The sequence below is a fragment of the Sorangium sp. So ce295 genome, from assembly GCF_051527405.1.
GTDB lineage: Bacteria > Myxococcota_A > Polyangia > Polyangiales > Polyangiaceae > Sorangium > Sorangium cellulosum_B.
The window spans coordinates 6091742-6109216 of sequence record NZ_CP150324.1; the positions used below are offsets into that span (position 1 = coordinate 6091742).

General features: G+C 69.5%; 16 protein-coding genes and 1 tRNA gene. 10 read left to right on the forward strand and 7 right to left on the reverse strand.

The window, feature by feature from the left end; genetic code table 11:
• The first annotated feature begins 13 nt into the window (after window positions 1-13).
• On the forward strand, window positions 14-835 hold the full coding sequence (locus tag WMF11_RS22985; protein WP_437910592.1) for a polysaccharide deacetylase family protein: 822 nt from the start codon (window positions 14-16) through the stop codon (window positions 833-835).
• A gap of 94 nt (window positions 836-929) precedes the next feature.
• Window positions 930-1100, forward strand: coding sequence for a hypothetical protein (locus WMF11_RS22990; protein WP_437978924.1), 171 nt, complete (start codon window positions 930-932; stop codon window positions 1098-1100).
• 27 nt (window positions 1101-1127) lie between these two features.
• Here the strand turns inward: WMF11_RS22990 and WMF11_RS22995 are convergent, their stop codons facing one another.
• Window positions 1128-2204: an ABC transporter substrate-binding protein gene (locus tag WMF11_RS22995; protein WP_437978925.1), complete on the reverse strand. Its 1077-nt coding sequence runs from the start codon at window positions 2202-2204 to the stop codon at window positions 1128-1130.
• A gap of 198 nt (window positions 2205-2402) precedes the next feature.
• Between WMF11_RS22995 and WMF11_RS23000 the strand changes: the two genes are divergently transcribed.
• Window positions 2403-3470, forward strand: coding sequence for a hypothetical protein (locus WMF11_RS23000; RefSeq protein ID WP_437978926.1), 1068 nt, complete (start codon window positions 2403-2405; stop codon window positions 3468-3470).
• An 81-nt stretch (window positions 3471-3551) separates the two neighbouring features.
• Here WMF11_RS23000 and WMF11_RS23005 read toward each other — a convergent pair whose 3' ends face one another.
• Window positions 3552-4043 carry a nucleoside deaminase gene (locus WMF11_RS23005; protein ID WP_437554846.1) on the reverse strand — a complete coding sequence of 164 codons (492 nt, stop codon included), beginning with the start codon at window positions 4041-4043 and terminating at the stop codon, window positions 3552-3554.
• A gap of 712 nt (window positions 4044-4755) precedes the next feature.
• Here WMF11_RS23005 and WMF11_RS23010 point away from each other — a divergent pair.
• The gene (locus tag WMF11_RS23010; RefSeq protein ID WP_437910595.1) at window positions 4756-5031 is read left to right on the forward strand and encodes a hypothetical protein; all 276 of its coding nucleotides are present in this window, start codon (window positions 4756-4758) and stop codon (window positions 5029-5031) included.
• 500 nt (window positions 5032-5531) lie between these two features.
• On the opposite strand, the gene WMF11_RS23015 is transcribed toward WMF11_RS23010, so the two are convergent.
• Entirely contained in the window at window positions 5532-6134 is a 603-nt protein-coding gene (locus WMF11_RS23015) for a hypothetical protein (RefSeq protein ID WP_437979439.1), read from the reverse strand.
• Here WMF11_RS23015 and WMF11_RS23020 point away from each other — a divergent pair.
• Together WMF11_RS23020 and WMF11_RS23025 are read left to right on the forward strand one after the other, a co-directional pair.
• Window positions 6070-6306, forward strand: coding sequence for a helix-turn-helix domain-containing protein (locus WMF11_RS23020; protein ID WP_437979333.1), 237 nt, complete (start codon window positions 6070-6072; stop codon window positions 6304-6306). The two genes, WMF11_RS23015 and WMF11_RS23020, sit on opposite strands and share 65 nt — an antisense overlap.
• A 35-nt stretch (window positions 6307-6341) precedes the next feature.
• Entirely contained in the window at window positions 6342-6563 is a 222-nt protein-coding gene (locus tag WMF11_RS23025) for a hypothetical protein (protein WP_437978927.1), read from the forward strand.
• 96 nt (window positions 6564-6659) lie between these two features.
• Here the strand turns inward: WMF11_RS23025 and WMF11_RS23030 are convergent, their stop codons facing one another.
• Window positions 6660-7292, reverse strand: a complete 633-nt coding sequence (locus WMF11_RS23030; RefSeq protein ID WP_437910598.1) for a hypothetical protein — start codon at window positions 7290-7292, stop codon at window positions 6660-6662.
• Between the two features lie 561 nt (window positions 7293-7853).
• Between WMF11_RS23030 and WMF11_RS23035 the strand changes: the two genes are divergently transcribed.
• Window positions 7854-8075: a hypothetical protein gene (locus WMF11_RS23035; RefSeq protein ID WP_437978928.1), complete on the forward strand. Its 222-nt coding sequence runs from the start codon at window positions 7854-7856 to the stop codon at window positions 8073-8075.
• A 1054-nt stretch (window positions 8076-9129) separates the two neighbouring features.
• Here WMF11_RS23035 and WMF11_RS23040 read toward each other — a convergent pair.
• Window positions 9130-10350, reverse strand: coding sequence for a type II toxin-antitoxin system HipA family toxin (locus WMF11_RS23040; protein ID WP_437978929.1), 1221 nt, complete (start codon window positions 10348-10350; stop codon window positions 9130-9132).
• Window positions 10337-11998, reverse strand: a complete 1662-nt coding sequence (locus tag WMF11_RS23045; protein ID WP_437978930.1) for a DUF262 domain-containing protein — start codon at window positions 11996-11998, stop codon at window positions 10337-10339. Before WMF11_RS23045 ends, WMF11_RS23040 begins: the two co-directional genes overlap by 14 nt.
• A 1087-nt stretch (window positions 11999-13085) precedes the next feature.
• On the opposite strand from WMF11_RS23045, the gene WMF11_RS23050 reads away from it, so the two are divergent.
• The gene (locus tag WMF11_RS23050) at window positions 13086-13721 is read left to right on the forward strand and encodes a Uma2 family endonuclease (RefSeq protein WP_437978931.1); all 636 of its coding nucleotides are present in this window, start codon (window positions 13086-13088) and stop codon (window positions 13719-13721) included.
• Window positions 13722-13806: 85 nt separating this feature from the next.
• Here WMF11_RS23050 and WMF11_RS23055 read toward each other — a convergent pair.
• Window positions 13807-13881, reverse strand: a tRNA-Glu gene (locus WMF11_RS23055).
• Window positions 13882-14423: 542 nt separating this feature from the next.
• Between WMF11_RS23055 and WMF11_RS23060 the strand changes: the two genes are divergently transcribed.
• The gene (locus WMF11_RS23060) at window positions 14424-16322 is read left to right on the forward strand and encodes a TonB-dependent receptor plug domain-containing protein (protein WP_437978932.1); all 1899 of its coding nucleotides are present in this window, start codon (window positions 14424-14426) and stop codon (window positions 16320-16322) included.
• Window positions 16319-17443: an HmuY family protein gene (locus WMF11_RS23065; RefSeq protein WP_437978933.1), complete on the forward strand. Its 1125-nt coding sequence runs from the start codon at window positions 16319-16321 to the stop codon at window positions 17441-17443. Before WMF11_RS23060 ends, WMF11_RS23065 begins: the two co-directional genes overlap by 4 nt.
• The last annotated feature ends 32 nt before the right edge of the window (window positions 17444-17475 follow it).

Here is a 17475-nt window from a genome sequence, read left to right on the forward strand (position 1 = left end):
TTCCGTGGAGATCGTGCCCACGGAGAGCGGCTGTGCGCGGCGCCCCGCGACGCGCCGACGGCAGGCGGCGCTGGCGTTCGTCGTGGCGTGCCTTGCCGCCGTCCTCCTCTCCCCGGTCCACGTGACCGGGCGTCACCCGGGCGCCCTTGTCGTGTCCATCGAATTCGACGACACGCTGGCGGATCAGCTCTCCGTGCGATCCATCCTCGCCCAGCACAGGATGCATGCCACGTTCTTCGTGAACAGCGGTGTGCTCGGCCGCCCCGGCTACCTGACGGTCGCGCAGCTCCGCGCGCTCGCGTCCGACGGCCATGAGATCGGCGGTCACACCGTCAATCACATGCGGCTGCCCGGGCTCAGCGCCAGCGAGCAGCGCCGGCAGATCTGCGACGATCGCCGCGCCCTCCTCGCGCTTGGCTTCGCCGTGAGCGACTTCGCCTACCCCTGGGGCGCTCACGACAGCGTCAGCACCGCGCTGGTGCGCGCCTGCGGTTACGACAGCGGAAGGCGCGCGGGCGGGCTCGCGTTCGCCTCATGCATCTCGTGCCCACGGACGGAGTCCATCCCTCCCCCCGACCCGACCGCCACCCGCGCGCCCGGATCGCTCACCCGCAGCCAGGGCGTCCCCACGATCAAGGCTCTCATCCGCAGCGCGCAGCAGGACGGCGGATGGATACAGCTCATCTTCCACCACGTCTGTGACGCCTGCGGCACGTACAGCATCTCCAGACAGGACTTCTCCACCCTCCTCGACTGGCTCGCGGAGGAGCGCGACGCGGGCCGCGTCGCCGTCCTGACCGTGCGGCAGGTGATCCGCGGCGAGGTGCCTCGCTAGGCGGCCTGTGGGGTGGACGAGGCGCCCCCGATGCTCCTCCTGGATCCAGAGGACTCGAGGTGGCGAGTCGGCGCGCGACAGGGACAGCCCGCTCGTGGACGCGTACGTGGTCGCTCGCTACAAGGCGAGCATCGCCGATGCCAGGCGCCTGGGCCTGATCCGCACGACGTTCGACTTCGAGCCCTGGGTCGACCGCAGCTTCCTCGATCAAGCCCTGAGAGAGGAGAAGCTCGAAGGTTTCTGGAAGCCCCGCGCGCTGCCCTGACGCATCCAGGGGGGCGACCGACCACGACTACTTCGCGGCCTGGTCGTTCGCGTAGGGGTTGAGCTCGTTCGTGTAGACGCGGCTCAGGGCGATCTCGCCCGGCTTGAGCTCGCCGCTCTTGACCATCCAGTCGATCCAGACCTGGAAATCGCGCTCCGCGATCAGGCCCCCCTTGCCGGCGACGCCGTAGCTGCGCCAGAACTTGATGGCCGAGTCCTCCTCGTTCCGGCCGCGCTTCTTCATCAGCGCGATGCAGCGCGCCACCACCGTCTCGCGCGGGGTGTCCCGGGCCCACTCGATGGCCTTGGCCGTCGCCTCGACGAAGCGCCGCGCGGTCTTCGGGTTTTGCTTGATGAAGCTCGTCTTCATCACGTAGCTGCCCGCGGTGAACTTGCCGTAGAGCTCATAGTCCGAGAACAGCGAGCGAATGCCGCCGCGCGCGATCGCGCGATCGCGGTAGATGTCGCCGAGCGTCGCCACGTCGACCTGCTTCTCGCGGAGCAGCTGCTCGCCGTTCACCGGGGGGACGACGAGCAGCGTGACGCGCCCGGCCTCCTCCGGCGCGAGCTGGCCACGCGACAGAAACTCCTTGATCATGAACTCGCTGTGAGCGCCGAGCGTGTTCATGGAGATCGTCTTGTCCAGGAGATCGCGCGCCGTGCGCAGAGGGCTGTCGTTCAGCACGTAGAAGCCGCTCTGGCGTTGCTCGTCGACACCGTAGTAGCCGGCGACGGCGATGATGGGCGCCTTGGCCGCGATCAGCTTGACGATGGCGCCGTTGAAGGCACCGCCGAAGTCGGTGTCGCCGGTGACCACGGCCTGCACGCTCTGCGGGCCGCTCACCGTGCTGCCGATGAAATTCAGGCGGATCGGCGCGAGGTAACCGAGATCCTCGGCGAGCTCGATCGGCGACACGGTGCCGTTGTTGCCCTGATAGCGGAGCTCGAGCGTCTCGAACTCGCCCTCCGATCCGGCGGCGGAGGCGCGCGAGGCGTCGTCGCGCGAGCAGCCCCCCGCGGCGCACGACACCAGCACGACGAACAGGAGGACCGCAGGCCACGCGGCGCGGAGCAGGCCAGGAGGAAGGGGACGCGGAGGAGTCATATCCGTTATATTAGACGAGCATCCGCTATAATACAAGCCCTCCTTCTTGCCGACGGACTCGCGTATGCGCCAGAACGCGTGGCCCTCGACGTTCCTGGCACGAGTTTTTCTAGAACGCTGTCTTGCATCAAACCGCGCGCTTTTCTAGGGATCCCCCGACGCGCGGCCCTGGCACTCTTTGGCACAGGAGCGAATCCAATGACAGACCTTCGACCGACGTGGCTTCATCTCGGCCCCGTGTTCTCGCTCGCGATCGCCCTTTCCGGCGCGCTCGCGGGCTGCGGACCGCTCGGCTGGACGACCTGTGAGTACGACGGCGTCGAGTACAGCCCCGGCGACGAATTTCGTGACAAGGAAGGGTGCAACAGCTGCTTCTGCTCGGAGGACGGGAACGTCTCCTGCACCGATATGGCGTGCATCGCCGAGTGCACGTGGGGAGGGGTCACGCACGCGCAGGGCGAGTCGTTCCCTGCCGGGGACGGGTGCAACAGCTGCTTCTGCATGGAGGACGGGAACGTCGCCTGCACGCTGATCGAGTGCACCGGCGGCTGCATTTACGACGGGCTCGCCTATCTGCCCGGTGAGTCGTTCCCGGCGTCCGACGGGTGCAACACCTGCACCTGCGATCCCTCGGGCTCCGGGAGCGTCGGCTGTACCAAGATCGGGTGTCACGGCTGCGAACGAGACGGCATCGGTTACGCGGCGGGGGCGCCGGTCCCACCGGACGACGGCTGCAACAGCTGCACGTGCAACGCGGACGGCGAAATCGTGTGCACGGACGTGGCTTGCCCGGAGGGCTGCACGTATGGAGGCGTGGAGTACAGGCCGGGCGACAGCTTCCCGGCCCTCGACGGCTGCAACACCTGCACGTGCGGCGGGGATGGCAGCGTCGCATGCACGGAGAAGGGCTGTCTGGAGGCCTGCACCTACGGAGGCGTGGGATACGAGCAGGGCGACAGCTTCCCCTCCCTCGACGGCTGCAACACCTGCACCTGCACCGCCGGCGGGGGCGTGGCGTGCACCGAGCGTTATTGCGGATGCGACCCGTCGAGCGAGTGGTGGCGCCAGTACGTGAGCACCAGCCCGGAGGAGTGCGCGCTCATCGACTTCGCCTGCACCGGAGGCCTGACCTACGTCTCCAACGAGTGCGGCTGCGGCTGCGAGCAGGACCCGAGCTGCCCGCCCTCGTTCAACTGCATGCCACCTCAGGCGTGCGATGTGGACGAGATCAAGAAGCGCTGCCCGTACTCCACGATCGCATTCTGAGCGGATGACCTCGAGGCGCATGCGCTCAGGGGCGCCGCGCGGACAGCGGGCAGGATGATGGCCTGTCGAGCGCGGAGCGGGCTACGACCGCTCCACGGCGCTCCGCAGCAGCGCCACGGCGGCCTCTCGCAGGATCGGCCCGTCCACGCGCACGGCGGGCGAGGCCTGCGCCAGCACCTCGTGGCAGCGCACCGGCAGCGCTGGCCCGCCGAGCACCGCGATGATGTCCGGCGTGCTGGCGGCGTAGACGATGCGGCTCACCCCCGCCCAGAACAACGCCCCCGAGCACATGGCGCAAGGCTCCCCGCTGGCGTACACGGTGCCGCCCGCGAGCGCTTCCGGGCCGTGCGCCGCCGTTGCTTCGCGGATCAACACCACCTCTGCATGCGCGGTGCAGTCCCCCTGCCCTGCGTTCGCCGTGCGCCGCTGGTTGAAGCTCACATGGATCACCTGGCCGCCTTGCACGAGCACGGCGCCGAACGGCATGTTGCCGGCGCGCAGGGCGTCGCTCGAGGCGTCCACGGCGAGCTGCATGAAGCCCGCGTCCAGGGGGTCGTCTACTGGATGGGTCATGGTAAACCGACCTCGCCGTTCACCGAGCTCGAGCGCGGGATCACGCCTGGGCCTGTGGATGCCCTCATGGTCGCTGCGTCGGCTCATCCTCTCGCACTGCGCATGCGGTGTCAACGGCAGAGGTCGATCGCCTGCGGCATCCTGGGGTAGCTCCTCGACCGCGCCAGACACCGGCGTCGCGCCACGAACTCCCATGGCGACGTTCAAGGCGCTGTCACTGCCGGCACCTTCGGCCCGGACGACATTGCGAGCTCGGAAATTAGGGACTAAGGAAGACGGAGCCAACATCAAGATCTTGCTCGAATGCGCAAAAGGACGCGTCATGCTCACGGTGATCAGCAAAGAGGACAGGGCTACGCGCCCCCTGGTTGCGACCTCCATCCGCGGGAAAGACGTCGAAACGCGAGCCCTGCGGCGTGGCACGGGATATGCCAACAAACATGCTGCCTGCCAACACTCAACTTCTGAACGAGCTCGGTCGGGCGGTCACGACAAGAGACGATCCATGAGATTGCTCCCAGCGGCGCTACATGCCTGGAGTGCCTTTTTGCTGTTCACCATGACCCCCGCGAGCGGATCGCCTTCGGCCGGCGGCAGCTCGGCCGAGGACGGACGAAGCGATGCCAGCGGGGTTCGCGGCGGCGCTACCCAGACGCGCGAACCGAGCTTCACCGATTGCCGTGGGGCCAATCGCTATACGTTCAACACCGCATTGTCGGACACGCGCTGCGCGGGCCCGGGGCTCGTGGTCTTCGCGGACTCGGAAGTGGAGGCGCTGGGATGCGCCGCCGCGAGGGCCGTGCTCCAGGGGGTTCAGCTAGCCCCGGCGGGGGCGGCGCGGACGTACGCGATGTGCGTCACCAGTCCCTTCGGGAGGTCGACCCAGCACGTCGCGGCGTACTCCCCGGATGACGCCAGGACGTGCGCGCGCTCCTATGTGTGCGCGGCGCTCGGCAACTGCACCGCCGCGCCGAACGCGTGTCCATGACGTCGCCTCGCTGGATTGCCGCAGCGGGGAGCGAGCCTCCGGGGGAGAAACCACCAGGTCCGCTGAACAGCGGCCGAGGTGAAGAGGCGCATCGATGGCGTGCGCTCGATGCTGACCGCCACCCCGGGGATGCCCGGAAGGCCCTCCCCGCTCCCTTCACCTCCATGGCGTGACCGGATGCCGGGAGGCGCGCGGCAGCGGCATTCGACCGGACGCTTGTCCCCGCGCGCCTGGAGAGTCCGCTCGGCGCGGCCTGACCCGAGAGCGCGCTCGAGGGTGCCGAAGACTTGCCGGCGCGGCGCGCGCGGATGGCCTTCGGGATCCGGCTCCTTGCGCACGTAGGCGACGTCACCGGTTGCCCAGACCGGCCCAGCTTGCTTGCAAGCTCTCGACTGTCGGAGCGTTCGTGCTATTACGGCGCCCCCCATGAACGCCTCTGACGCGATCAAGGAGCGGGTGGACCGCTTTATAAAGGACATCCTGAGCCTGGTCGAACGAGTTCAGGAGGAGCACCGCGCCGCAGCGCACCGGACTGTGACGACGATGCTGGCCGATCTGGGACGGCCAGCGGCGAACGCCTCCTCGGAGCGCCGTCCGAAGCCCCGGAAGGGGCCGAAGCCCCCCCGGAAGGGGCCCGCGCACGCCCAAAGGAGCGTGGCGAGGCCTACGAGGAGCGGGAAGCAGGGTGCGCTCTCGACAGCGTCGAGCTCCTCGACGGCGGCACCGTCCACGAGGAGCGGGAAGCAGGGCGCGCTCTCGGCAACGTCAAGCTCCTCGACGGCGGCACCGTCCACGAGGAGCGGGAAGCAGGGCGCGCTCTCGGCAACGTCAAGCTCCTCGACGACGGCACCGTCCACAAGGAGCGGGAAGCAGGGCGCGCTCTCGGCAGCGTCAAGCTCCTCGACGGCGGCACGGTCCACGAGGAGGACCTCAGCACCGGCATCCGGCGCGGAGCGAACCACGGCTGGCACGATGACCGCGACGGGGGACTCCACGAGCGATCGGGAGGCTGTGGTGCTCGAAACCGTTCGATCCCTCGTGCGAGGGACGGCGACGGAGATCGCCGCGCGCAGCGGGCTACCGAACGGGAGCGTGTACGTCACGCTTCGCACGCTCGTCGCTCGCGGCCGCGTGGCGAGAGCCGGGACAGCGAGGGGCGCCGAGTACAGCCTCGTCTCGTCCGGCGGGATCCGGCCCTTCAAGCGCGTGAAACCTGCGAGACCCACCAGCGCTGCGGAGATGGAACGGACCGACGACGCCGCGCTCGCGGAGTAGAAGATTCCGCTCACGCACGAGGTCGTCGCGGTGCGTTGAACGCGGCGCTCGCGCTCTCGCCCGCCGACGTGTCGGCCGCCATCGCCGCGCAGAACGTCCAGTTCGCGTCGGGCCGCATCGGCGACCTGCCGAGCCCGCCGACGCAGCAGATCGGCGCCACGCTCATCGCCGAGGGGCAGCTCACGACACCCGAGGATCTCGGGGCGATCGTCCTCCGCGCGAAGCCCGACAGGTCGCGGTGGTGCAGCTCGGGGTGATGGGCGCGGTGCAAGGAGTCGCCGGAGAGCCCGAGCTCGCCGGCGGTCCCCATCTCCTGAGGACACGCGCCGCGACCGCTGAGCCTCGCTTTCAGCTCATGGATTCGTGAAGTCGTAGCATCCCTGCAGAGAACCAGCGGCTGGAGCCATGCTCGCCCCCGCGCCGAGCCGGGACAGATCCGTCATCACGTACACTGCGTCCCGGGGGAAAGGGAAAGCGGAGTCTTCACGTTTGCTGTAGGAGCCGCCTCCGACACAGTAGACCGTCGGGGTGCCGAGGCGCTCTCCCGGGATCACGAGATAACCGCTGACGATCTCGTTCCCGTCGACCTCGACATGGAGCACTCCACCAAGATCGAAATAGACATGGCCGCCATGCGCATCCGGGCCATACGAGAACTCGCTCGAGTTCTGGCCGTCGCCGTTCGGCGCTCCCTCGATTGGCCCCGAGAGCACATCCGCTTCGAACTCGTAAACGATCTCACCGGCGATGGGCTCACCGGGGCACGCGCCAAGCTTGACCAGCGATGCCATGGAGAACCTGTAGCCAGCTTCGTCCCGGATCACAGTCGAGCCGCCGGCATCATGGAACCACGTATCAGGGCTCGACCCCTCGGAGGGCATCCGGATCAACCCAGCGGCGCTCAGCTCGACGCCCTCTCGCAGCATCTCCCGTCCGAACAGATGCAGCTCACCACCAGCGCCGAAATCGAAGCGCAGGCTCTCCACGCGTCCAGCCAGGGAGCTCCACGCATAGGACTCTCGCACAGCCTGTCCGGACATGGATCCTTCGAGCGACAGTGAGCCGGGAGCACATCGCGGTCCGGTGTCTCCCTCCCCCGGGGTAGACGAAGCGGCATCGCAGCCACACAGAAGGAGGCCCGCGACCAGGAGGGCGCCCCCTGAGGCGCTCGCTGAGCGGACCGATCGGCGATGATGTTCATGAGGTTCCATGTGCGCGGTTGCTGGAAGGGCGAAGGTTCGTGTTCGGTGGCTCGGCAGGGTGGACTCTGTCACGTTTCGCCGCGGGTGTTAACCCCCCGCCCCCGCGAGCTCGGCCGAGGACCGGGAGGCGCAGTAGGAGCCCGCAGTGACATGGCCCCCATGCGCGCTCCCCCCGGAGCCTCACCTCATTTGATCTCGGGTCCCCCGTGCGCGACGAGCAGCGCTAACGACACCCGGCTCCCCAGCGGGATTCGAACCCTGGACACACGTCGAGATCCGCAGGAATCACGTAGGTTTCCGCATGCTGGCGGCGAGGTGTCGGTGCAGACCGCGGCGGCTAAGTGCGTGGAACCTCGTGAGCCGGACGAATCGCGGACGAAACCGGCGGACCCACGGACGGTGCTGCTCGGCCAGCTCGCGGAAGGCATGAGGGCGTCGCTCGCCGCGGGCGACGTCGAGGCGGCGCGCATCGCCCACGAGACCATCGGCCGCCTGCTCGGCGCGCCGGGGACCGACGCGGCCGGCGTCATCGACCTCGCCGCCGAGCGCGTTCGCCGCGGCGGGTAGCGCCGGCCGGAGCGGCGCTCGCCGCGGGCGACATCGAGGCGGCTCACATCGCCCACGAGACCATCGGCCGCCTGCTCGGCGCGCCGGGGACCGACGCGGCCGGCGTCATCGACCTCGCCGCCGAGCGCGTTCGCCGCGGCGGGTAGCGCCGGCCGGAGCGGCGCTCGCCGCGGGCGACATCGAGGCGGCTCACATCGCCCACGAGACCATCGGCCGCCTGCTCGGCGCGCCGGGGACCGACGCGGCCGGCGTCATCGACCTCGCCGCCGAGCGCGTTCGCCGCGGCGGGCAGCGCCGGCCGGAGCGGCGCTCGCCGCGGGCGACATCGAGGCGGCGCGCATCGCCCACGAGACCATCGGCCGCCTGCTCGGCGCGCCGGGGACCGACGCGGCCGGCGTCATCGACCTCGCCGCCGAGCGCGTTCGCCGCGGCGGGTAGCGCCGGCCGGAGCGGCGCTCGCCGCGGGCGACATCGAGGCGGCTCACATCGCCCACGAGACCATCGGCCGCCTGCTCGGCGCGCCGGGGACCGACGCGGCCGGCGTCATCGACCTCGCCGCCGAGCGCGTTCGCCGCGGCGGGTAGCGCCGGCCGGAGCGGCGCTCGCCGCGGGCGACATCGAGGCGGCTCAACATCGCCCACGAGACCATCGGCCGCCTGCTCGGCGCGCCGGGGACCGACGCGGCCGGCGTCATCGACCTCGCCGCCGAGCGCGTTCGCCGCGGCGGGCAGCGCCGGCCGGAGCGGCGCTCGCCGCGGGCGACATCGAGGCGGCTCACATCGCCCACGAGACCATCGGGCGGCTGGTCGCTCCAGCAGAGACAAGGAGGTCGAGCACCCCGGCGCGTAAGCGGCATAACGACTTGGGCTTCAGCTGGCGAGGCACCTGGACAGACCGCGGCCAGGGCCTGCCCAGGTGTCTCGCCGGCTGCAAGCCTTTGTTCGGCTGCGGTTTAGGTCGGGGCACTCAAGTGCTGGGAGCTAGCAAGGAAGGTTTCCAGACTCGATAACACTACACATCTGGATGGCGGCGCTATCCCACGAGCGGCCGGGAGTCAGCGCCTTCCTTGGCTAAGAGGGACCCGAGCGAGATGCTTCTCCAGACGGGCGCGCTCATGGGGGCGGTAGGACAGATCCTCGCGGTGCGTGGAGAACACGTTCCGGATCCGCTCCGCGGCCTCGCGCACCCAGCGGGAGACCTCGGCGAAGGAGACTCCCACCACCTCCGCCATCGTTTCGAATGACTCAACCCGAGCATCCTCGAAGCGGCGCGAGCCGCCGAGGCCGAGCGCCATCCGATCGTCGAGGGGCGGAACGTAGAGCACGGATGAGATCACGTCATAGGCCGGCGAAAGGACGGGGCGCCGCGCGTCCACGTACAAGAGCGACCAGTTCTTTAGGTGCCCGTCGGTGTTCCCGCACAGCGCAGAGAACACCACGCGCTCGACGAACTGGCGGACGTCACCCGGCGAGAGGTGGGCAAGGATCGCGGCGATCTCCTCGTGCGCGCCCCCGTAGAGCGAGTTCTCGGAAAGCGGACGGTCCAGGACCTGCGCGAAGTCTTCCATGTGGATCCGCGAGCCGTCCTTTTTCCGATCGAAGCGCTCAATCAGGTACACGGATCCGTCACCGATCGGGACGCCCTCCGGCAAGCCGTCGAACTCCGCAACGTGCGCCAGCTTCCGCTGAGGGACCTGGACGCCGGAGAGTTCCGCCCACCGCATTGTCGCGTGCTCGACCCGGGGCAGATCCCGGTACATGGGATCGTGGAACTTGGCAAGCCACTGCCCGGTCTCGCCGCGCACTGGGACGACGAGCCCGCGATCTCCCGGCCGGACCGAGAGCTTCCACTGCTGACCAGCGAGGGCGAACAATATCGATCCCTCGGGAACCTGACGTGTAGGCGGAGCGGCGCGGGGCTCCCGCGCGAGGCGTGGCCGGCTCGGCGTCATGACGACGGCGCCCGGGAGATCCTCTCCGAGGAAGCCCAGTAAGTCGAACTCGATCATCGGATCGTCGGGGTCGACCTGGGCCTGCCGGACCACCGCCTGCCAAAGCGGACTCTGGGGGGGAGGCAACAGGTGATCGAACCAACAGGGGACGTGTCCTACGGTCTCAACCTCGCGCGGCTTCTGGTCTTCGAAGAACTGTCCCAGGACGGGGCGCTCGGGGGCCTCCAACCACGACGAGTGGAAGGAGAAGCGACACGTCCAGTCCTCGAAGCGCTCCAAGAGCCCGACGAGCGCGCCCTCAAGGCGCACCTCAAGGGCGTCCATGCGCGGCCACCACGGCGCGGGCCCTGCGCGCGATCTCGGCGATGGTGGGGCGATCGCTCTCTCCCTCAGCGACGCGCTCGGCGAAGAACCGGCGAAACCTCTCATCGAGCAGCTTCGCGCGCCGGTCAGCGAATTTCGCTAGGTCGCCGCTGCGGAGCGCGCGGAGGGTCCGGTCGTCGATCCCGTGGCTCAACAGCACCTCGGCGGAAGCGGAGGTGAGCCGCCTCAGCTTTCGTCGATCAGAGAGGAGGATACACCTGGCAACCGTGGTGTGGTCGTTCCCCGTCACGTCGAGGAAGATGTCCCCAATCTTCTTGTTGCGCTTGCGGACGCGCCCCTCGACCACCTCCGTTGGCGCGCGGGTGGCCAGCATCGCCTGCACGTCTTCGAAGGTATAAGGGGCGCCGGTGTCGGGATCGCGCGGATTCAGGTAGACCATAGCCGTCGCGCACAGTCTTGCCTTGGCGCCGCGGCCGTTCCATTCCACAGTCGAGCTCGGGTACTCGACCTCTCGGGGCACGCTCCCGAGGAGCGCCTGGGCCGACGAGGCTTCGTCGTCCTGTATCAGGGCCTGTAGGCTGGCAATGGTCGCGTCGCTGCTGCTCGTGTGCAAGCTTGAGAGCGCGCCGCGCCAGACCCACCGGGTCAAGAGCGTGCGCGTGCGCGGATCCGGGTCGGGGTGGCGATGGAAGAAGCGGGCCAGCACCACGAGCGGGAGCCGGTAAGGCATGAGCTGGAGGTGTGGGAACCACGCGTCGTCGCAGAGGAATGCGATCGCTCTCCGGAGCGCGTTCTCCGTGTGTTCAACGGACGCTTCCGAGAGCTCGGCGGCGTCGTCCTCCCCCTTCGTCGAACTCCGTCGGAGGTCCGCGCCCTCGACCACCTTGAGGCAGCGAAGGAACCACTCGGGCGAGAGTTCTCCGAAGCCTGTCTCTTCCTTCAGGCGCGCGCACGCGCTCTGGATAGGGTGCGGATCCCGAGCGTGGAAAAGGGCCTCGAAGACCTCGCTCTCGCGCATGGCCACCCCGGAGTCGTTCACCCGTTTGAAGATCACCCGGAGGGCATCCTCGGACGCGCCCTCCACGATGTACGCGGGGACCTGGTACTCGCGGACGGCCTTGCTGAGTGCGATCGCCCGTTCAACGAGATCGGGACGCTCGTTGCGGAACGGCCAGTCGTTGAGCCAACGCAGGAGGCGTATCGAGTCGCCAGCGACGTTGAGCGGGAGGAAATGGGGAGGGGGCTCTGCACGCGATGGTCGGCCGAACTGCTCTTCTTGGAGATCGAACCAGACGGCGTGGATGTCGCCGAAGGGCTTCGCCTCCGGACGGAGCATGGCGCCGGCGAGGGCAATGACTCGCTGCTGGCCGTCGACCACAAAGAGTGCGTCGTGAACCTCGGAGGCTTCGATCGTGACCGGCCCGAAGTGTAGCTTCGCCGCTCCCGCCTGCTTCTTCGAGAGCAAGAGCTCCCCGATGGGAAAGCCTCGGTAGACGCTGTCGAAGAGGTGAAGGACGTGCGCCGAGCGCCACCGCAGCGGGCGCTGGAACTCCGGGATGCGGATCTTTCCCTCGCGTACGTACAGGAGGAGAGTCTCCACCGTCAGGGCGCGAGTCTCCGGGCGGTGTTCCAGCCGGGGCTTATCCATTCTTTCAATTGTACCCTAGCGCTTGCACTGGGCGCAAGGGCGAAGGGTCGCGTCGCGGGGCCGAGCGGGCTCGGGCGCAAGGGCGAAGGGTCGCGTCGCGGGGCCGAGCGGGCTCGGGCGCAAGGGCGAAGGGCCGCGTCGCGGGGCCGAGCGGGCTCGGGCGCGCCGGCCGATCACGCCACGATGCATTCGACTTCGTGCCCCAGCCATCGGGGGCCAGCGGCGTAGGAAGATCCAGTCCATCACGCCGAACGCCTTAGTTGGACCTCGTCGCCGCGAGGCCACGGAATTCCTATCGCAGCGACAAAGCCTATTACCGGAGCGGCCGATGCCGGTCTGGCCCAGATGGGCACTACGTCTGCCCGCCGAACGTCGCAATCCGTTGCCTCGCAGGGCCTAGCGGCGGATTATAGCATGTAGGCGGCGAGGCACCGCGGCCAATCTCCGTATTCCCTTGAATAAACAGCGACTTCCGCGACCTATCTGCGCGTCTCCGAAGATAGGCCGCCGCTGCGGAGACCCGGCCAGGGCGGGGCATCGGCAACCCCTCGGATCCTACTACCTGGTAGGGCGAGGGCGGCGTCGCGGTCGAGACTCTCCAGGGGCGCCACGCGCGATGGTTTCCCTTTGGGCCGTTCTGTGGAGGGTACGGGCGGCGTCGTCATGCTCGGAGTCCAGAACGTTCGCGAAGATTGACAACGAGACGTCCGTCTCGTTGTCAAAAACACGGACGCCACGTTTCGAGCGTGACCGAGCCTGGGTATCGATTGCCGTTCTCGTGCTGACCTCGTAAACTCGCCGGACAAGCAATGTGTCACCCGCGGTTGCTGGTAGCACCCGGCACGCCGTGGACGAACCCAGCCGCAACAAGGTCCTTCCTGTCCGTTGCCTACTTGAGCCCCTTGGCGGGCCAAGGAACCGCTCGGCCCAGGACAAGCCCTCGCCCATCCGCTTCCCTTCAGCAGACAGGCCCGAGGGGGTGCCAGCGCTGGGGACTGGGGCGCCGAGCTCCCCCGAGCTCGACGTCGGGGCGCCCTCTTCCGACGCCGACACGACGGCACGCGGAACGCTGTGCTACCGTGGCGAGGTGATCAGCCAGAGCGCACGCACCGAGGTCGCGGTCGAGCGGAGGGTCACGTTCGCCGAGTGGACCAGTCTGCCTGAAGATGAACCGGGCGAGCTCGTCGACGGGCGGCTCGTGGAGGAAGAGGCGCCGGACGCCGTTCACGAAGTGATCGTGGCCTGGGTGATCAGGGTGCTCGGGGGCTGGCTCATTCCGCAGGGCGGGCTCGTGCTGGGCTCCGAAGCGAAGTACGCGGTGAGCGCTGTCTCTGGCCGTAAGCCCGACGCCTCTGCGTACATGCCTCGGAGCCGCAAGCCACCTCGGCGCGGAACGCTCCACGCTCCGCCCGACATCATGGTCGAGGTGGTCTCTCCTACCCCGCGGGACGCTCGACGCGACCGTGTCGAGAAGCTCCACGAGTACGCATCTTTCGGGGTGCGCTGGAATTGGATCATCGACCCGCAGGAAAGGACGCTCGAGCTCCTCGAGCTAGGAACCGACCGCCGCTACGTGCACGCGCGCTCGGCGGCCGACGGGATCGTCGGCAATATTCCCGGCCTGGAGGGACTCTCGCTCGATCTCGACGCGCTCTGGAGCGAGGTGGAGCTGCTCGGTCCGGAATCCGGAGAAGGAACGCTCGGAGACCCGGAAGCCCAGTAGCGTTGCCGCGCTTCGTGCGGCATCTACCTGAACCTCCGGCCATCGCTCAGCGCGTCGCCAAGCGCTTGAAACTAGTAATGAATTGCGTCCCCAGCGGGATTCGAACCCGCGTAGCAGCCTTGAAAGGGCTGAGTCCTGGGCCGGGCTAGACGATGGGGACCGGCGATTCGGCGCGGGACCCTACCGTCCGTCGTCGAGCAATGCAAGCCCAACTCGCGTCGCCCGTTGGGGTTTCCGTCGCCGGGCCCGCTTCCCGCCCCGCGACCCCCCGCAGCCACGGCGCCCGCCCCCCGAACTGCTGGACGACCGCCCTGAACCGGGCGACCATCCCCCACCCCACCTCACCCGATCCACCGAACGCCGCACAGGCCGAGCTCTCCCCATGCCGCCGTCCCCGCGCCTCGAGCCTGCCGTTCCGATGTCCCAGGGAGGACCGTGCCCCGGCGCCGGCGCCTGACGCGCGCCGCGCTGCTCGCCTTCTGCCCGCTCCCGGCGCTCGTCCCAGCCGCGTCCTCGCGCCCTGCGCTCGCGCAGCTCCCTTCCGCGCAGCCCTCGGCCGCGCTCCCTTCCTCTTCGCCTCTTCCCGTTCCCGCTTCTTCGCCTTCCTCTCCCGCTTCGCCTCCCCCCTCGCCCGCCGCGCCGCCTCCCCTCGAGGTCGTCGTCACCGGCACCCGCACCCCCGAGAGCAGCCAGCGCGCCACCGTGCGCACGCGCGTCGTCACCCGCGACGAGGCCGAGCGCCGCGGGGCCACCAACGTCGGTGAGGCGCTCGACGGCGAGCTCGGCGTCCAGGTCAACCCGAGCGCGTACGGCGCGCTCGGCAACCCGAGCGCCATCCAGATCCAGGGCTTCGACCTCGACCGCGTCCTCGTCCTCGAGGACGGCGAGCGCGTCATCGGCGACGCCGGCGGCGCCATCGACCTCTCGTCCCTCCCGCTCGGCGACGTCTCCCGCATCGAGCTCGTCACCGGGCCGACCAGCTCGCTCTACGGCACCAGCGCCATCGGCGGGGTCGTCAACGTGCTCTCCGCGCCCCCCGAGCACCCGGGCTACAGCGGCCGCGCCCGCCTCGAAGGCCGGAGCCGCGCCGGGCTCGTCCTCCAGGGATCGAGCGCCTACCGGGGCGAGCGCGCCTGGGCCAGCGCCGACGCCTCGTTCCAGCGGGAGGACAGCCTCTCCCTCGTCGAGCCCGCCAAAAACCTCGCCCATCCCGAGGCCGGCGCCGACGCCCCCACCGCCCTTCCCGAGCGCGCCCAGACGCTCCTCGGCCTGCGCGCCGGCGCCGCGCTCGGAAGGGGCGTCGATCTGCGGCTCCGTGCGCGCTGGATCCACGACGAGCAGGACGGCGTCGAGCAGAAGGAGCGGCCCGTCCTCGGGGTCTACCTCTACGACCTCCCCGAGGTGACCGACCGCATCACCCTGCACCTCGCCGAGACGCTCGACCTCGGCGGCGGCTCCAGCCTGCGCCTCGCCGCCGGCCAACAATGGGGCTTCCGATCGAGCGGCCGCGATCAGCGCGGCTCGCCCTACGAGGAGCTGCGCGAGCGCTCGGGCACCCTCCAGAGCTACGAGGCGATCGCCACCGTCGCCGACGGGCAGCGCACCTGGGTCGCCGGGGCGCGCGCCGAGGTGGAGACGCTCGACCAGGTGCTCAAGATCACCACCGTGACCACCTCCGGCACCGAGGAGATCCCGCCGAACGACGAGGTGCCCAGCACCCGGCTCGGCAGCGCCGCGCTCTACGGCCAGCTCGGGTGGAAGCTCACCGACGAGCTCACCCTCATGCCCGGCATTCGCGGCGAGCTCCGCGTCCGCTACGGCGGCGTCGTCGCCCCACGCCTCGCCCTCGCGTACCGGCCCTCACCGTCGCTCACGCTGCGCGTCTCCGGCGGGCGGGGGTTCCGCGCCCCCAGCGCGAAGGAGCTCGGCTTCTCGTTCGACCACTCGAGCCTCGGCTACATCCTCGAGGGCAACCCGGAGCTCGCCCCCGAGACGTCGTGGGGCGTGAACGGCGATGTCACATGGATCCCCCGAGAGGGGATCACGGCGCGGGCGGGCGCCTTCTCGAACTGGGTCGACAACCTGATCGACGTCGACCCGAAGCCCGTCAGCTCCTCCGACGGCGTCGATACGTACACCTACACGAACATCGCCGAGGCGCGCACCGCGGGCCTCGATCTCTCGGCCACGCTCCAGGCCACACCGTGGCTCCGCGTCGAGGCCGGCTACGCCTACCTCTGGACACGCGATGACACCGCCGATCCCGGACAGCCGCTCTCCGGCAAACCGCCGCACACGGCGCAGGCCTCGCTCCGCGCCGATCTGCCGCTCCGGCTCGAGCTCGTCACCCGTCTCCGGACCATCAGCAGCGCGTTCGTCGAGAGAGACCCGCGCGCTGAGGAAGACGTGTACGCCCCCGGGTTCACGACGCTCGACGCGCGGCTCGCGCGGCCGCTCTGGCCTTCGTCGCAGGCGTATCTCGGCGTAAGGAACCTGCTTGGCGCGCAAAAGGACCCTGAGCGCCGCGGCGATCACCGGCCCCTCGAGGGGCGCACGTTTTACGTCGGCGTCCGCGCCGATCTACCGTGGGAGGACTCATGACAAGAGGATCGGTTGCGGCAGCGCTTCTCCTGCTCACCCCGGCGTGCGGCGGCGGCGGGACCTCCAGCGGAGACCCCGGGACCTCCAGCGGAAACCCCGGCACCTCCAGCGGAGACCCCGGGACTACGCAGGACGGCGCGCTCCTCGAGGTCGACGTGCCGGCCACCGGCCGCGTCTTCCTCCGCCTCGCCACGCCGGAGATCGCGCTCCCGGAAGGCGACGGCGCGGCGTCCACCGACTGGGATCTCGCGCTCTCGGGCTACGACGTCTTCACCAACAGCGGACTCAGCGGCCCCGGCGACGGCGGGGCGCTGCCGATCGGCCTCGAGGACTACAGAGCGGGTGAGCTGCCGAGCACCCCCTTCCTGCTCACGGACGACTCCGGCGGCGCCTTCTCGCGCTGGTACGCCTACGACGGCGAGGAGCACGTCGCCTTCAGCCGCTACCACGTCCACGCGATCGAGCACGAGGGCCGGTACTGGAAGCTCCAGATCGTCTCCTTTTACGGGGAAGTGGACGGGGCGCCGGTCACGGCGCTCTATCAGCTCCGCTACGCCGAGGTGCTCCCCGACGGCCCCGGCCCGACCGTCGACATCCAGGATCTCGACGCGACCGCGGGCGGCATCGACGCGCCCGAGACCGAGCCGAGCGCTTGCCTCGACCTCGCGGGCAACCGGCAGCTGATGCTCACGCCGGAAGAGGCGCGCGCGTCGACGGATTGGAATGTCTGCTTCCGAAGGTCGCTCGTCAGCGTCAACGGCGAGCTCGGCGGCCCCGGGACCACGCGCGCCGCCGACCTCCAGGCAGATGCGTCGGACTCCGAGGAGCTCGCCGAGGTCAAGGCGCGCACCGCCGCGTCGGAGCAGGCGCGGTTCGACGCGGCCGACCACGCGGCCCTCTCCGATCCCGCCGTCCCGTACCGCGGCGACCACATCGCGACCGCCTTCACGGGGCGGTGGATCGAGCCCGGCGCGACGCCCCCCGCGCCGGCCAAGGACGCCGCGTGGCTCGTCCAGGGCGCGGACGGCGTGTCGCGCTTCGTGATCGTCATCGAGCGCTTCGAGGGCGCGACGGAAGCATCTCCAGGTCGGGTGAGAATGCGCGTCAAGCAAGTGGAATGAGCGCCGCTCACGCCATCGCACACCCCGCCGAG

Bases quoted from the DNA above. Each gene is read 5' to 3' on its own strand.
- WMF11_RS22995 (WP_437978925.1), bottom strand. From the start codon at position 2,204: ATGACTCCTCCGCGTCCCCTTCCTCCTGGCCTGCTCCGCGCCGCGTGG.
- WMF11_RS23000 (WP_437978926.1), top strand. From the start codon at position 2,403: ATGACAGACCTTCGACCGACGTGGCTTCATCTCGGCCCCGTGTTCTCG.
- WMF11_RS23005 (WP_437554846.1), bottom strand. From the start codon at position 4,043: ATGACCCATCCAGTAGACGACCCCCTGGACGCGGGCTTCATGCAGCTC.
- WMF11_RS23040 (WP_437978929.1), bottom strand. From the start codon at position 10,350: ATGGACGCCCTTGAGGTGCGCCTTGAGGGCGCGCTCGTCGGGCTCTTG.
- WMF11_RS23045 (WP_437978930.1), bottom strand. From the start codon at position 11,998: ATGGATAAGCCCCGGCTGGAACACCGCCCGGAGACTCGCGCCCTGACG.
- WMF11_RS23065 (WP_437978933.1), top strand. From the start codon at position 16,319: ATGACAAGAGGATCGGTTGCGGCAGCGCTTCTCCTGCTCACCCCGGCG.